We start from the raw sequence: 14830 nt of genomic DNA on the forward strand, positions 1-14830 counted from the left end.
GCCCGGGGCCGCCGTCATGAGGCCGTCGACCGTTGCGTCCACAGTGCGCGGGGTGGTGGCGATCACGCCCATGCGGGCGGTTACGGAGCTGCGTCACCGCAGGGCGGGCGTTAGGTTGGTCAGGTGTCCTCCGCAGCTGTCGTCCGCCCGGCCCGGTGGGTCGTGCTGCGGTCGCTGCGTGAGCTGACCCGGCTGGCGTTCACCGCACTGGTGCTCGCGGTCGGCGTCGGCGGCGCGCTCGCCGCCACCTCACCTCCCGCGCCCACGCAGCTTCGGCCCAGCGCCGTGAGCAGCCGGGTGGACACGGTCCGGCCCGCCGCCGCCGCGGCAACCGAGCGGGCGAGTCAGCCCGCCGCTCCCCGACCGGTCAGCACGGTCGTCGACGCCGCCACCGGCCCGGTCCCCGCCAGCTCAGAGCGCGCGACCGCAAACGAGCCCGGCCGCGGCACCCCGGCCCGACGCGGCCCGCCCACTCGCTGACCTCGGCCGGCCACCCGCGCCCGCGACCCACGCGGTCCGGTACGGGGCACCTGTCCCGGTGCCGGACGTCGTCGGTGTGATCACGCCGGCCGGAGACCACTCGAACTGCGCTCCGCCGGCAGGCGACCCACAGCGTCGACCACCCCGAGGACCTGGCAGCTCTCCCGCCCACGGCCGGCTCACCCGGCCCGCGCCAGCGGGACACCCGTCCGTCACCACCCGTCGATACCCGTCGTTCGACCGCGAGGTGCTGATCATGCAGACCGTCCTCTCCGCCGTCCTGCCCGACGTGCCCCGGGCCGCCGCCATCTGGCTGAGCCTGCTCGGGGTGGTCGTGGTCGCTGTCGCCGCCCTGCTGCTGCGGCCCGCCAGGTTCCGCCTCGACCCCGGATCCCTGATCCGTCGCGCCGCCATGCCCAGCCAGCTCGAACAGGCGCACGAGGAACGGGAGCAGAGCCGCTACGCGCAGGAGGTTTCGGTGGCCTCCGGGCGGGCCACCACCACCGCCCAGCGCCGCCGCGCGGAATGGCTGGCCGCGCAGGAGACCCTCGAGGCCGCGTGGCACGCGTACGAGGCAGCCGAGGCAGGCGTCCGACGATTCGGTGCCGCCGCCGCGGTGCCGCCGCCGCAGACCACCCGGACCCCGGCGGAGTACGTCGACCGCGAGCGCTACCTGCACCGGGCCGCGTTGGACGCGTACTGGCGGCGGGAACTGTCGGTGGAGCAGCTCAGTGATGTCTTCGCGCACCGCGACGGCTGGGACCCGCGGCTGCACCCGGTCGAGCAGGAACTGGTGCTGCAGCGCGCGATCCGCGACAACCTCGCGGCTCGGCACGCCGCCGCCGTGGAGCGGGAGCGGGCCGCCTGGCGGGCTGCGGAGTTGGCCGTGGCGGCGGCCCGCAGCCTGCGCGAGGAGGCCCACGCGGCGACCGGGCGGCGGGTGGCGGAGTCCGCGTCCGTGTTGCCGTTGAGCGAGGTTGTCCGGCCGGCGGCCGAGCAGACCAGGGAGAACGCGGTGGTCGCCCGAGGTCGCGCCACCGTGCCGGCGTTCTGAGCGGGTGGCCGGCCGGCCCCGTTGACCGGGCCGGGGAGGCGCGGGTGGGCTAGCGTGACGCCATGTCCCGACAGGCGTGGGTGCTCGTGGTGATCGCCGGCATTCTGGCCATCGCCACTCTGGTCGGCGCGGTGCTGCTGGCGGTGCGGGTGGTGCGGACCCGGCGTCTGCTGACCGGGCTCGGCGCGGGCGGCAAGGTCGCCTTCTACGGGGCGCTGATCTACACGGTCTTCCCGATCGACCTGCTTCCCGACCCGATCTACCTGGACGACATGGGCGTTCTGGCCGGCGCGCTGATCTATCTGAGCCGGCTGGTTGCGAAGCGCCGGGCGGCGGATCGCCGCCTGCCCGGGCAGCCGGACGCGCCGCCGGACCCGGACCGGGTACGCCGCCGCGTGCCATGATCGAGGTTGGTTCGGCGGACAGGGGACGGGCATGACGGGCGATCATCAGCTGGACGTACGCGACGACCGCGTCGCCGCCTTCTGCGCGGAGCGGCACCTCGCGACGCTGACCACGATGCGCGCCGACGGCACCCCGCACGTGGTGCCGGTGGGGGTCACCCTCGACCCGACCGCCGGGCTCGCCCGAGTGATCACCTCCGGCACCTCCCGCAAGGCCCGCCTGGTGGCCGCCGCCGGCGCGGCGGGCACGCCGGTGGCCGTCTGTTCCGTGGATGGCCGCCGCTGGCTGACGATCGAGGGCCGTGCGGTGCTCCGGACGGACCGCGCCGCCGTGGCGGAGGCGGAGCGGCGCTACGCCGAGCGGTACCGGACTCCGCGCCCGAATCCGGAGCGTGCGGTCATCGAGATCACCGTGACCGGCCTGCTGGGCAGTCTCTGACCAGCGCCACCTACCCGTCGCAACTGCGACCCGTGGCCTACGCCGTTCTCCGCGTCCGGTTCGTCGGCTTCTGAACGGTTCGCGACCCGGTGACCGGCTTTTCGGCCCTGATCCGCGAGAGCCGTGAGCGGGCGCACGTAGAGCCCGGAATCCCAGCCGGCCGGCAGCCGTTGCACCAGGTCGCGAAGCCTGCGCGGGCTGTCGCCCATTCGACGAGCCGAGCGCCATTCCCGGTGCTGCTGCCCTCCGCCCAGTCGGAGGTGCCAACCCCCGAACGGAGACTCGACCATGAACCCGATCATCCAGAAGAGCGGCCTGTCCGTCGCCGGCCTGCTGGTCGCCGGCGGTTGCGCTCTTGGTCCCGCGGTGGCCGCGCAGGCCGCCCCGGTGCACGGCATCCCGACCTCGTCGAGCCAGAACGACGCGGCCAGCCAGCCCGGCCGCACCGCCGAACGGATCCTCGGCATCGACTACCAGGCCCAGCCGAACTTCTACTACTGCGGCCCGGCGGCGACGCGGATCGCGCTGTCCGCCCAGGGCAAGGCGGTGCCGCAGGACCAGGTGGCCAGCCTTCTCGGCACCACCGAGGCGGGCACCCCCTCGGCCCTGGACACCACCCGGGTGCTGAACGAACTGACCGGCGGCAAGTACCGGACCACCGAGATCCGTGACTCGGTGGCCCGCCCCGGGCAGGTCGAGCAGCTGCGCCGGGACGTGCTGGTCGCGGTGGACGCCGGACGGCCGGTGGTGGCCAACATCAAGGGCACGACCGTGGACACCGACGGCAATCCGCACTCGTACGAGGGCGGCCACTACCTGACCCTCGTCGGCTACCGCGATGGTGGGGACACCATCCGGGTCGCCGACCCGGCCGACCCGGCGCTCGGTGAGTACTGGGTGAGCCTGCCGAAGGTCGCCAACTGGATCGCCGAGCGCGGCTACTCCTCCTGATCCGGGCAGTTCACCGGGCCGGTCTCCCTCCGCCGGGGGGACCGGCCCGAGCTTCGTGGCGCTGGCGGGCCTCCAGGTGCGACCGTCTCCGGGCGCCCGCGGTCCGGGTCGGCCGAGCACGGTGCAGGTGTAGCCGGACCGGCGGGTGGATCGCTGCCTCACCAGCGCCAGCGGCTCGGCGCACGATCCGGTTGGCGTCGTCGGGCTCACAGCCGGTGGCCCGGAGCAGGTCGCTGGAGGCGGTGCGCAGGCCGGTGACGAGCGCGTCGCCGAACGATCTGACCCCCTTGGCGGCGGCCCGCCCGGCCAACTCGGCGCACTGTTCCACCAGTTCGCGGGTCCGCCCCGGGTCGTTGTCGAAACGGCAGTCAGTCCGCATCTCCGCCACCGCCTGGCCCAGCCGCTGCATCGCGTCGGACAACTCCGGCGGGATCGGCTCGTCGTACTGGAGCGCGGTCGTCGACGAGCGCGACATGGCACGGGTGACCAGCAGCAGCCGTTCCAGGTGGTCCGCGCTGCGGGCGTACCGGTGGTACTGCTGCCGGCGGTGCCAGCGGGCCGGCGCGATCGTCACCACCTCCTCCGCCCCGCTCAGCGCGTCGTGCAGCCGACCGAGGTCGTCGTCGGTGCCACGGAGCCTCCCCAGCACGCGAATGGCCCGGTCGGCGTCGCGCTCCCGCAACGCCTCGGCCAGCTCGGCGAGCTGCTCCGTGAGGACCGTGAAGATCGGTGCCGCGGCCCGGTCCAGTACCCGCATCGGGTTGACCGGCACCAACAGGGCAACCACCACCAGGCCGACGAGTCCCCCGACCAGCGCGTCGAAGATCCGGGGCACCTCCAGACCGCTGTTCGTCGGGGCCAGCGTGGCGATCAGCACCGCGGTACCGCCGGCCTGACCCACCAGGGGGCCACCCTTTCCGGCGACCAGCAACGCCGAGGCGATGGCCAGGGCGACCACCACGCCGGTCTGCCACGGCCCCGAGCCGACCAGGAAGCGCAGCCCGTCTCCGATGACGATGCCCAGGGCCACACCGGCCAGCAGTTCGAAGGTGCGCCGGGCCCGCTGCCCGATGGCGGTGGCGATCGTACCGACGGCGGCGGCGGGGGCGAATACGTGCGCTCCGGGGCCGAGGAAGTTCTTGGCGATCAGGGCGGCGAGTGCCGCGGCCAGCCCGGACTGGACGGCGATCACCACCGTGACCTCCAACTGCCGGACCCGGACCCGGCTGGCGCGCCCGCTGCGGTGCCGCACCCGTTCGACCACCTGACCGCCCCGCTCGGCGGCCTCGCCGAGCCGCATCCGGTCGCGGTCGGCTGGTGAGCGATCGTCGGCCATGGCGGCGCTTACCCCGGCGTCGACCGGGCAATCGTGCCCGTCCGCCCCGCCGGCACCATCGACACCGCCGGCACCACCCGCGCTGTCCGGCGGGGCGGACGGCCTGCCTGATGTCAGCCGCCGGTGTCCCGACTGACCTGGTCGATCAGGCCGGCGAGCAGGGCCGTGCGGGGCACGACAGAGTCCAGGTCCAGCCACTCCGACGGGCTGTGGTCCGCGCCGCCGACCGGGCCGAGGCCGTCCAGCACCGCCGCGCCCGCCTCGGCCAGCAGGTTCGCGTCGGCACATCCGCCGGTGGCGGTGTGTGACACCGGTACGCCCAGCCCTGCCCCGACCTTCGCCGCCAGCTCGGTGAGCCGGCGGTCGGCCCGGTCCGGCTCCCAGGGCGGGGTGGGCGCGTGCACGGCCACCTCGGCCCGAATGCCGGGAACGGTCGGCACGGCCACCATCCGGCGGATCTCGGCCAGCGCCGCCTCGTACTCGCCGACACGCCAGGCGCGCAGGTCGACCAGCATCCTGGCCCGGTCGGCCACCACGTTCGGTCGGTCTCCGGCGTGCAGGTGCCCGACGTTGACCGTCACACCGGGCCAACGGCCGTTGAGCGCGTCCAGAGCGACGGTCAGCCGGGCGGCGGCGAGTAGCGCGTTGACGCCGCGTTCCGGCTCGATGCCCGCGTGCGCTGCCCGGCCGCGCAGGGTGATCTCCAGGTCCGCGACGCCCTTTCGGGCGGAGACCAGGTCTCCGTTGTCTCGGGCGCACTCGAGGCAGAGCGCCACGTCGACCTCCGACCCGAGCTCACGCAGCAGTGCCCGGCTGCCGGGCGAGCCGATCTCCTCGTCCGGTGTGCAGACCAGGATCAGCTCGCCGTACTCGGCCAGCTCCAACGTGGCCAGTACCTCGATCGCGGCCAAGCCGGCGAGTACACCGCCCTTGTCGTCACTGACCCCCGGCCCGTACGCCCGTCCGTCCTGCACCCAGAACGGGCGGGCGGCGGCCGTTCCCGGCGGAAAGACCGTGTCGAGGTGGCCGGCGAGCAGGATCCGCCGGTTGCCGCGTCCGCGCCGGCGGGCGATCAGTACGTCGCCCAGTGGTGCCCCGGACGGGTCGGTGACCGGTTTCCGTTCCACCGCCATGCCGGCGGTCAAACACCAGGTCTGCAGCAGATCGGCTGCGGCGCGCAGCCCGTCGACGTGCCCGGATCCGGAGTCGATGCCGACCAGCTCGGCCAGCCGCCCGTGGTAGGCGGTGAGCCGGTCGCCAGCGGCGCTGAGCAGAGGATCCATCAGAGCACCTTGTCCAGGAAGGCGCGGGTGCGCTCGTGCCGCGGGTTGCCGAGCACCTCTGCCGGTGGGCCGGTCTCGACGACCACACCGCCGTCGAGGAAGGCCACCGAGTCGGCCACCTCGCGGGCGAAGCCCATCTCGTGGGTCACCACGACCATCGTCATCCCGTCGGCGGCGAGGCCCTTCATCACGTCCAGAACGTCACCCACCAGTTCGGGGTCGAGCGCCGAGGTGGGCTCGTCGAAGAGCATCAGTTTCGGGTGCATTGCCAGGGCACGGGCGATCGCCACCCGCTGCTGCTGCCCACCGGAGAGCTGCCCGGGGTAGGCGTGCGCCTTCTCCGCCAGCCCGACCCGATCGAGCAGCCGCATCGCCTCGGCGCGGGCCGCCTCGCGGGCGGCGCCGAGCACCCGGACCGGCGCCTCGATCACGTTGCCCAACGCGGTCAGGTGCGGAAAGAGGTTGAAACGCTGGAAGACCATCCCGATGTCCCGGCGACGGCGGGCCACCTCGGGTGCCTTCAGCTCGTAGAGTTTGTCGCCGCTGCGCCGGTAGCCGACCAGCTCGCCGTCGACCCAGAGCTGGCCGCCGTCGATGCGTTCCAGGTGGTTGACGCAGCGCAGGAAGGTGGACTTGCCGGAGCCGGAGGGCCCGAGCAGGCAGGACACCTCTCCGGGTGCCACCGTGAGGTCGACGCCCGTGAGCACCTCGATCGCGCCGAACCGTTTGGTGACCGCCTCCGCGCGCACCATCGGCCGATCCGAATCGGTCTCGGACTTCACGCTGTCGTGCGCCGTAACCGTCATCGCACTCCTCCCCGGGTGAAGCCGCGGCCGAATCGCCGTTCGATCGCCCACTGCCCGGCGGAGAGCAGGCTCACCAGCGCCAGATACCAGATCGCGGCGACCACCAGCAGCGGAATCACCTTGTAGTTGCCCTGGTAGACGGTCTGCACGGCGGTCATCAGGTCACGCCCCGCGATGATCGACACCAGTGCGGTGGATTTGAGCATGGTGATCGTCTCGTTGCCCATCGGCGGGATGATGACCCGCATCGCCTGGGGCAGCACCACCCGGCGCAGGGTCAGCGTCGGGCTCATGCCGAGCGCGGCGGCGGCCTCCGTCTGCCCACCGTCGACGGCCAGGATGCCGCCCCGGATGACTTCGGCGGCGTACGCCATCTCGTTGAGCGACAGGGCCAGGACGGCGGCGACCGTGCCGGTGACCACCACGCTGGTCGGCTGGTCGAACAGGACGGTGCCGGTGAACGGCAGGCTCAACGTCAGCCGGGGGAAGAGCGCGCCGAGGAAGCCGAAGAAGATGATCTGGACGAGCAGCGGGGTGCCCCGGAAGACCCAGATGAAGGCCCAGGAGACGCCGCGCAGCACCGGGTTGGGCGACAGGCGCATGACGGCGAGCAGTACGCCGCCGGCGGTGCCGAGCACCATCGCCAGCAGGGTCAGCCACAGGGTGGTGACCACGCCGTCGAGGATGTAGTCCTTGAACAGATAGTCGCCGATGGTGGCGGGTTCGAGGTTGGGGCTGTCCAGCAGCGCCCGGAGGAACAGGGCCGCCAGGCCGACCACGAGCAGCGCGGTCAGCCAGCGGCCGTAGTGCCGCACGGGGACCACCCGTACGGTCTCGGTCTCGCTCAATGCAGTGCCTCCTGCGGAAACGGTGTAGCGGTCGCCGGGCGCCTCCCGGGCCCGCCCTCACGGAGTCGGAAGGGCGCCCGGCGACCGCGGTTCAGGGGGTCGTCTCCGCCGAGGTCAGTCGATGGCCTGGTCGACCGTGGCCTGCTTGACGGCGATCGGGGTCTGCTTCCACTGGCCGAGGATCTTGGCGTAGCTGCCGTCGTCGATCAGCGACTGCACGGCGGCCCGGTACGCCTCGGCGACGTCCTTCTTGCTCTTCAGGAAGCCGAAACCGTTCGGGCTGGCGAGCCAGCCGTTGGGGGCGGCCGGGTCCGTGACCAGGTCGGCCTTGCCGGCCAGGGCGCCGGCGGTGTCCACCAGGTTGACCCTGGTGGCGGCGACCACCTCGACGTTGCCGGCGATCAGCGCCTGCACCGCCTGCGGGTTCTCCGGGTATTCCTTGACCTCGATCGCCCTGCCCGCGCAGCTGTCCTTGCTGTAGGCGGCCAGGTTCTTCGCCTGGTTGCTGGCCTTCTGCACGGCGACCTTGCGCCCACAGAGGTCCGCGACGGTCTTCACGGCGAGCGGGTTGCCGGTGCGCACCAGGAAGCCGGTGCCGGAGGCGGAGTAGTCGACGAAGGTGGCGACCTGCTGGCGTTCCTTCTTGTCGGTGATGCCGCCGGCGATGGCGTCGTACTTGCCGGCCTGCAGGCCGGGCACCAGCCCGTCGAAGGGTTGTTGGGTGAAGGTGGCCTTGATGCCGAGCCGGGCGGAGGCGGCGAGGAAGAGGTCGTAGTCCAGACCCTTGAACTCGTCGGTCCGTCCCTCCTGCTTGAAGTCGATGAACGGCTGGTAGGGGGCGTTGGTGGCGACCGTCACCGTGCCTCGGGAGCGCAGGTCGCCGGGGACCTTTCCGGCGAGGTTGGCGTCGGTGCTGATCGGGCCGACGCCCTCGACGGTGATGGTGACGGTGGCGGCCCTTCCACCGGAGCCGGCGGCCTTGTCACCGGAGCCGGCGGCGGTGGAGGAGGTGCCGCCGCAGCCGGCGGTGACGGCGAGGAGGGCCGAGGCCGAGGTGGCCAGGGCGAGCTGACGGATGCGCATGGGGGTGTCCTTCCGGGTGCCAGACGTACCAGCTCCCGGACTGTAACGCACATTACTATTTCGGTGGGGTTACAGTTTTCTGTAATGAGGATCAGCCGACGTGGAACTCCTGCTGCGCCTGCTCCATCGCCTTCAGCCGGGTGCCCGCGATCGGCCCGAGCCGGTCGATCACCGCCGCCACCACCGTCTCCACCAGGGCCAATGCCGGAACGAAGCTGTCGTACAGCGAGGGCGACTCGGCGCGACCGGGCAGCACCACCTCGGCCAGCCCGGCCACCGGGGACATCCACCGGTCGGTGAACAGCACCACCCGGGCACCGCGCGCGGTCACCTCCCGGGCCAACGCCAGCGTCGGCTCCTCGTACCGGCGGAAGTCGAAGAGCGCGACCACGTCGCGCCGGCCCACGTCGACGAGCATGTCGGTGCGCTCCACCGGGCTGATCGGCAACAGTCGACTGCCGCCGCGCACCTGCATCAGGTGCAGCACCAGGTAGTGGGCGAGCAGCCCGGAGAACCGGCCACCGGCCGCCGTGACGCGCAACTGCTGGTCGGCGAGCAGCCGCGCCGCCGCGTCCAGCTCGCCCTGTGGCAGGTCGACGAGCGTACGGGCGACAGCCTCGGGCAGCCTGGCCGCGGCCCGGGCCAGCGCGTCCGCCGGAGGATCGCCGGTGCGTTCCGCCGCCCGGTACGCGGTCAGCGGCGATGTCTCGCGCTCGGTCAGCTCGTCGCGCAGCGCGCGCTGGAACTCCGGGTAACCGCCGAACCCGAGGCGACTCAGGAGGCGCAACACGGTGGGGGCGCTCACCTCGGCGCGCTCGGCCAGTGCGGCCACCGTGCCCAACCCGGCCGCCGGATAGGCGGCGAGCAACGCCCGCGCCACCCGTCGCTCGGCCGGGCTGCACTCACCGAGGCGCTGCCGGATGAGGGCTGCCACCCCGACCGCGGGCACGGCGGACGGTTCTGCGGCCACGGCGGGGTCGGGAACTGCGCCGGCGGGCCCGCCGGCAGGATCGGAGGTCAACACGGGCTGAGCCTAATCGCGGCGCGCACGGGACTTCGGAGCGCCGCGAGGCCGGGCCGACCCGAAAGGAGTGGCCACCCCGGGCACACCGGTGGCCACTCCTTCCGGCGGCGGAGGCACGCCCGCCGAGGGGCGGGCCGGCGTGCTCCAGCCGCGGGGCGGGGTCAGGACCTGCTGACGGTGCAGCTGTAGTCGGCGCTGCCAGAACCCGAGTACGCCTCCAACTCGACGTAGTACGTCGCCGAGCCGGACGCGGTACGGGTGGTGGATGCCGACTCGTCGGCACCCGCACCGCTGTTGACCGACCGGGTCAGCGTGCTTCCGGTCGAGCTGAGCAGGTAGAGGTCCGCGTCGTACGCGCTGGGCACCGCGCAGTCCACCGACAGGGTCTGTCCACTGGCGAGGCTGACCCCGAAGTAGTCCCGGTCACTGCCGCTCTTCATGTCCCCGGTGATGGTCAGCGGGTAGCTGAGACCGCTCACGTCGTTGGCCGCGGTGCGGGAGTCGTTCGACTCCACCTCGGCATAGCTCGACCCGCCGCCGGGAGGGTTGGTGGGCGGTGGATTGGAGCAGTCGGTGACCGGCGTGCCGCTGTAGAGGCTGCTGCTGGGCGACCCGTTGGTCACGCTCTTGAGGTAGTACCCGCAGGTCGGCCGGTTGGCGAAGTTGTAGCTCTGGCCGCTGGCCAGCTTCCAGATCTTGAAGTTGGAGTAGGTCAGCGGTTGGCCGGAGCTGGCCACCTCCGGCTGGTGGTCGCCGAGCACCACGTACGCGCTGGGTCCGCTGAGCGTGGCCAGCCCGTTGCGGTCGATGAAGAGCGAGGCGCCCTCTTCGACCCCCACCCCCCACGCCTTGCCGCCGCTGGTCCGACCGTCCTTGACGGCACGGGCCACGAAGGCCATGAGCCGGCCCATCCGGTCCCGGGTAACGAAGTGCGAGTCGTTGATGGTGTTGGCGTAGTTCGGCCAGCGGAACATGCCGGTGGTGAAGGTCATCGACTGGTCGTACGGGTCGTCGAGGGCGATCGCCGAGGTGGCGCTGCCGCCGCAGGCGTCGTACACGATGTCGCTGTTGACGTGGTGCCCGGCGCTGCCGCCGCCGACCCCGCCGCCCTTGGCGACCACCGACTCCACGGACGCCTCCAACGCGGTGCCCTTCCAGGCGACGTAGCGACACTGGTCGCCGCCCGCGAAGTAGACGAACTCGGCGTTGCGGATATCGGTGTTGACCTGGCTGTTGTTGCCGTCGGCGGTGGCGGTCAGGGTGAGCGTGGTGCAGGAGTTCACGCCGCTCAACCCGGTGATCACGTCACATTCCGGGGTGCTCGTGCCCGACCCGGCGACGACCGCCACATCGATCGAGCCGGAGCCGCCACGGATCGCGCTGATCGCCTGGTTCATGGTGGCGGTGATGATGCCGCCCGAGCCGTTCATGGTGAAGGCCGGGCCGGACCAGGTGGCTCGGCTGACGTCGGTCGAGCTGCCCTGCCGGCTCCGGGTGACCTGGGCCTGGGCGGCGGTCACCCCGATCGGCGCGACGGTCAGCAGCAGGGTCGTGGCGGTGAGAACCGCGAGCCGGGTACGCAGGGGGTTGCGGGAATGGGACATGGGCACCTCCGAGGGGCCACGAAGCGATGAAACAGAAGTTACATCCATCACGTTCACTGCTCAATACGTAACTTCTGTTACAGGTTCGTGAACCACTCGACACTGTGAGCCCGACGGCGGGCACGACGGCGACCCCGGGTGGCAGGTGGCCCGGGGTCGCCGTGGTTGCCCAGGTCAGGCCGCGCCGATGCCGATCACCACACCGCTGAACGAGGTGCTCTCCCCCGCCCGCCAGGCGGCGAAGTCCCGCCCGCGGGTCAACCGCGCCTCGAACTGCGGATCCTTCTCGTAGGAGGTGCCGGAGACCGAGGCACAGCCGCGGTTGCCGATCAGGCCCTCGGCCAGGCCGACCAACTCGTAGTTGTAGAAGACGTCCTCCGACGGCACCACCGCGCAGGGGCCCTCGGCGCCACGCACCGGCTCCTTGCCCGGCGCGACGACCGGCTGCCAGCGGTCGGCCCGGTACCGGTCACCATCGGTGAGCCGGCTCCACCGCACACCGTCGATCCCCCAGACCGCCGAGTCGGTCACCCGGGCCCGGCGCAGGTCGAGGACGCTCACCCCACGCTGCCCCAGCACGCGCAGCGACCGGTGCCGCGAACCGACGCCGGTCACCTCCAGCGCGGTGTTCTCGTCCAGACCGAACACCCGGTCGTGCCGGGTGTCCGAGGCGAGCCGGATCGACCGGGCCTCCCGACCACGCCGGGAGAAGTGGGTGTCCAGCAGACCGTCGGTGAAGAACCCGAAGCCACCCTTCGGCAGGTACGCGAGGATGTCCCCGTCGTCGAAGTAGCCCGGCCGCGAGCCGTCGCGCAGGCCCGGCTCGGTGGAGCCGCCGGTGATCATGTCGCGGCCGGCCATGATCTGGGCGCCCGCGCTGGTGCCGGCGACCACCGCGCCGCCGCGCAGCTTGCGGCGTACCGCGGCCAGCGCCGGGGTGTCCCGTTGGGCGCTGCCCCGGGTCAACGTGGTGACGTACCGGTACTGGTCACCACCACCGAAGAAGAACCCGGTCATCGAGTTGATCTGCCGCACCACCGCCGGGTCCTCGGCCGCGCCCGGCCGGTCCAGGTCGATCGGGATCCACTGCGCGTCGGCCACCCCGTAGGTGCGGAACAGCTTGGCGTAGTAGTCACCATTGCAGACGCTGTTGTTACAGTCCGGGGTGTCCGCGTCCGGGTCCTCGCTGGGCACCGGGGCAGCGGCGGTGAAAATGCCGATCCGTGCTGTGCCGGCACCCCCGGCCAGCCGGACGATGTCGTTGTAGACGGCCGCGTTGTCGTCGGCGAGCGCGCCACCGACCAGCACCAGGCTGCCGCCGCGCGAGTGGGACGGGTGGGCCGAGGCGGGCACCGCGGCCACGGGGACGCTCAGCGCCACCGCCGCGCACGCGCCGACCCCGAGGGTCAGCAGGCGGTTCACGGGCATGACTGCTCCTCACTGGAAACCGTGAGGGCGGGCCGAGCAGAAGCGTACGGCAGCACACCGTCGCGGACAACGCCCCGGACGTTCGTCGACGACAGCTGTCCACACAGACACTCCCGGGCCACCGCGGAGGCGGTGACCCGGGAGACGTCGGGGTGGTCAGCGAACCTGGTCGCCCTCGCCGGTGCGCGCCTGGGCCTGGTCGACGCCCTTGTCGATCTGGTCGCCGTACTTGCCACCGGTGCGCTTGTCGACCTGGTCGCCGGCCTTGTCCAACCCCTGGTCGACCTGCTTGTCGTGCTTGTCCGCGAAGTCCTTGGCCTTGTCCATGAAGTCACCCATGGTCGATCCTCCTCGAATATTCGTCCGTGTTGTTCGAGTTCCCTGGCCCGGCCAGCGCAAACACCGAGAAACCGGGCACCCGGGGCCGGATCGGGCCGGCGACACCCACCCGGCACTGCGCGTACGATCCGCTGCGGTATCTCTCCGGAGAGGGGCAGGCGCGTGCACCGGAACCCGAACCGCTTGCGGTCGACCCTGACCGTGGCACTGCTCGTCGTCACCCTCGCCGGCTGTGCCGACGGGACACCGGCACAGGGCGGGCGCTGGTCCGGTGCCGCCCCGGTGACACCGACCGCCGCCGCGCCGCCGTCGACAGCCGCCACTCCCGCCGTTACCGGTACGCCCGCCGCGACCACCGTGGACTGTCCCGATCCCGGCCCGGCTCCCCGCTCGGCCAGCGTGCTGGACCCGACCGCCGCCAGCTACCTCGGGCGGGACGGCGCGGACAGCGCCAACGCCGTCGACATCTCCGACGACTGCGCGATCGTGGTCGGCGGCCGGTTCACCGGGTTCTCCGGCGGCACCGCGTCCACGCTGGGTCAGGGTGGCGCCGGCGCGGTGCTCCGGCTGGACGCCACCGGCCGCAAGCCGCTCGGCACGACCCGGCTCGCCGGCGTGGTGGAAGACCTGGAGGTACGTCGCGGCGGCGGCGAGATCGCGGTCGCCACCGACCGGGGCGTGTTCCTGCTCGACCCCCGCGCCACGGCCGCCCGCTGGCGGCGCGACGGCGCGGCGACCCGGGTCGCGGTCGGCGGCGCGGGCACGGTCGCCGCCCTCACCGGCAACACCGTGCGGGTGTACGACCTCAGGGGCACCACCCTCGCCACCATCCGCCCGACCGGCCGCACGGTCAGCGACGTGGCGGTGGACGACCGCACCGGCCTGATCTACGTGAGCGGGTTCCGGCAGGTCAATGCCGGCCGCTGCGTACCGGTGCAGATCGCCTACCTGCACGCCTACGACCGGCGGGGCGCACTGCGCTGGCGGGCGTACGACCACGCGGCCGACCGGCTCGGCGATCTCTGCGCGGACAGCCGGGCCGATCGGATCGCGGTGGGCCGCGACGGCCGCCTCTACCTGGCCGGGGAGACCGCGGGCGGAAACACCATCTTCAACCGGTCCGCCGCCGACCCGTCCAGGCCGGCGCCGAACGTGGTGATCGACTCGTTCACCGAGGCGTCCAACACCTCGAACGCGCACCTCACCTATCTGGCCCGGTTCGATCCGGCCACCGGCCGCCAGCTCGCCGGGCAGATGGTGCTGGCCAGGATCGACACCAAGGGCAATCTGGGCAACACCATCAAGCCGTACGCGATCACCGCAGACGAGTCCGGCCGGGTGTACGCGGGTGGCGTGTCGGCGTACCAGATCGCCGGCCGCACCCGGGCCACCCTCGGCGGCAGGCGACTGGCCCCGTACTCCGGTGGGGACGCCTGGGTGCTGGTGCTGTCGGCGGACCTGCGCAGGCGTACCACCTGGACGGTCTTCACCGACGGCGGCGCCGGCGCGGTACGCGCGGTGGCCGCCGGCTCCGGGATCGCGGCGGCCGCGGCCCGGGTGGACAAGGGTCAGTTCTGGCGGACCCACAGTGTGCAGTCGGGCGGCCTGCCCGCCGGCGGCGCCGGCTACCTGGCGGCCTGGCCCGGAGTGTCCTGACAAGACCCGACACGCCGGCCCGTTCCGGACCGATGGTGGCGCGGGGGTGTCGGCGGGAGCCCGGGCGGGTACCGACCTCGCCGAGATCGAGGAGG

General features: G+C 72.6%; 15 protein-coding genes. 6 read left to right on the forward strand and 9 right to left on the reverse strand.

Going from position 1 to position 14830, the window contains the following annotated elements:
* Positions 1-123: 123 nt before the first annotated feature.
* From ACLJN9_RS06425 to ACLJN9_RS06445, 5 genes are all read left to right on the forward strand, one after another.
* Positions 124-480 carry a hypothetical protein gene (locus tag ACLJN9_RS06425; RefSeq protein WP_410810139.1) on the forward strand — a complete coding sequence of 119 codons (357 nt, stop codon included), beginning with the start codon at positions 124-126 and terminating at the stop codon, positions 478-480.
* Positions 481-736: 256 nt separating this feature from the next.
* On the forward strand, positions 737-1534 hold the full coding sequence (locus ACLJN9_RS06430; RefSeq protein ID WP_410810140.1) for a hypothetical protein: 798 nt from the start codon (positions 737-739) through the stop codon (positions 1532-1534).
* 62 nt (positions 1535-1596) lie between these two features.
* Positions 1597-1938 (forward strand): hypothetical protein, encoded by a 342-nt coding sequence (locus tag ACLJN9_RS06435; protein WP_410810141.1) that lies wholly within the window; start codon positions 1597-1599, stop codon positions 1936-1938.
* Between the two features lie 31 nt (positions 1939-1969).
* Complete coding sequence (locus ACLJN9_RS06440; protein ID WP_410810142.1) at positions 1970-2377, forward strand: pyridoxamine 5'-phosphate oxidase family protein; 408 nt, start codon at positions 1970-1972, stop codon at positions 2375-2377.
* Positions 2378-2665: 288 nt separating this feature from the next.
* Positions 2666-3328 carry a C39 family peptidase gene (locus ACLJN9_RS06445; RefSeq protein ID WP_410810143.1) on the forward strand — a complete coding sequence of 221 codons (663 nt, stop codon included), beginning with the start codon at positions 2666-2668 and terminating at the stop codon, positions 3326-3328.
* A gap of 10 nt (positions 3329-3338) precedes the next feature.
* On the opposite strand, the gene ACLJN9_RS06450 is transcribed toward ACLJN9_RS06445, so the two are convergent.
* From ACLJN9_RS06450 to ACLJN9_RS06490, 9 genes are all read right to left on the reverse strand, one after another.
* On the reverse strand, positions 3339-4664 hold the full coding sequence (locus ACLJN9_RS06450; protein WP_410810144.1) for an FUSC family protein: 1326 nt from the start codon (positions 4662-4664) through the stop codon (positions 3339-3341).
* Between the two features lie 113 nt (positions 4665-4777).
* Positions 4778-5947, reverse strand: coding sequence for a M20 family metallopeptidase (locus ACLJN9_RS06455; protein ID WP_410810145.1), 1170 nt, complete (start codon positions 5945-5947; stop codon positions 4778-4780).
* Positions 5947-6753: an amino acid ABC transporter ATP-binding protein gene (locus tag ACLJN9_RS06460; RefSeq protein ID WP_410810146.1), complete on the reverse strand. Its 807-nt coding sequence runs from the start codon at positions 6751-6753 to the stop codon at positions 5947-5949. The genes ACLJN9_RS06455 and ACLJN9_RS06460 overlap by 1 nt, the downstream gene beginning before the upstream one ends.
* Positions 6750-7601, reverse strand: a complete 852-nt coding sequence (locus tag ACLJN9_RS06465; protein WP_410810147.1) for an amino acid ABC transporter permease — start codon at positions 7599-7601, stop codon at positions 6750-6752. Before ACLJN9_RS06465 ends, ACLJN9_RS06460 begins: the two co-directional genes overlap by 4 nt.
* Positions 7602-7715: 114 nt before the next feature.
* Positions 7716-8684, reverse strand: coding sequence for a transporter substrate-binding domain-containing protein (locus ACLJN9_RS06470; protein ID WP_410810148.1), 969 nt, complete (start codon positions 8682-8684; stop codon positions 7716-7718).
* Positions 8685-8775: 91 nt separating this feature from the next.
* Positions 8776-9708 (reverse strand): MurR/RpiR family transcriptional regulator, encoded by a 933-nt coding sequence (locus ACLJN9_RS06475; protein ID WP_410810149.1) that lies wholly within the window; start codon positions 9706-9708, stop codon positions 8776-8778.
* Between the two features lie 161 nt (positions 9709-9869).
* Complete coding sequence (locus ACLJN9_RS06480; protein ID WP_410810150.1) at positions 9870-11312, reverse strand: hypothetical protein; 1443 nt, start codon at positions 11310-11312, stop codon at positions 9870-9872.
* 174 nt (positions 11313-11486) lie between these two features.
* Entirely contained in the window at positions 11487-12740 is a 1254-nt protein-coding gene (locus ACLJN9_RS06485) for a cyanophycinase (RefSeq protein WP_410810151.1), read from the reverse strand.
* Positions 12741-12896: 156 nt separating this feature from the next.
* Entirely contained in the window at positions 12897-13079 is a 183-nt protein-coding gene (locus ACLJN9_RS06490; RefSeq protein WP_410810152.1) for an antitoxin, read from the reverse strand.
* A 162-nt stretch (positions 13080-13241) separates the two neighbouring features.
* Here ACLJN9_RS06490 and ACLJN9_RS06495 point away from each other — a divergent pair, with 162 nt between their 5' ends.
* Positions 13242-14735 carry a hypothetical protein gene (locus ACLJN9_RS06495; protein WP_410810153.1) on the forward strand — a complete coding sequence of 498 codons (1494 nt, stop codon included), beginning with the start codon at positions 13242-13244 and terminating at the stop codon, positions 14733-14735.
* The last annotated feature ends 95 nt before the right edge of the window (positions 14736-14830 follow it).

Source organism: Micromonospora sp. 067-2, from assembly GCF_046549295.1.
In the GTDB taxonomy this organism is placed as follows: Bacteria; Actinomycetota; Actinomycetes; order Mycobacteriales; family Micromonosporaceae; genus Micromonospora.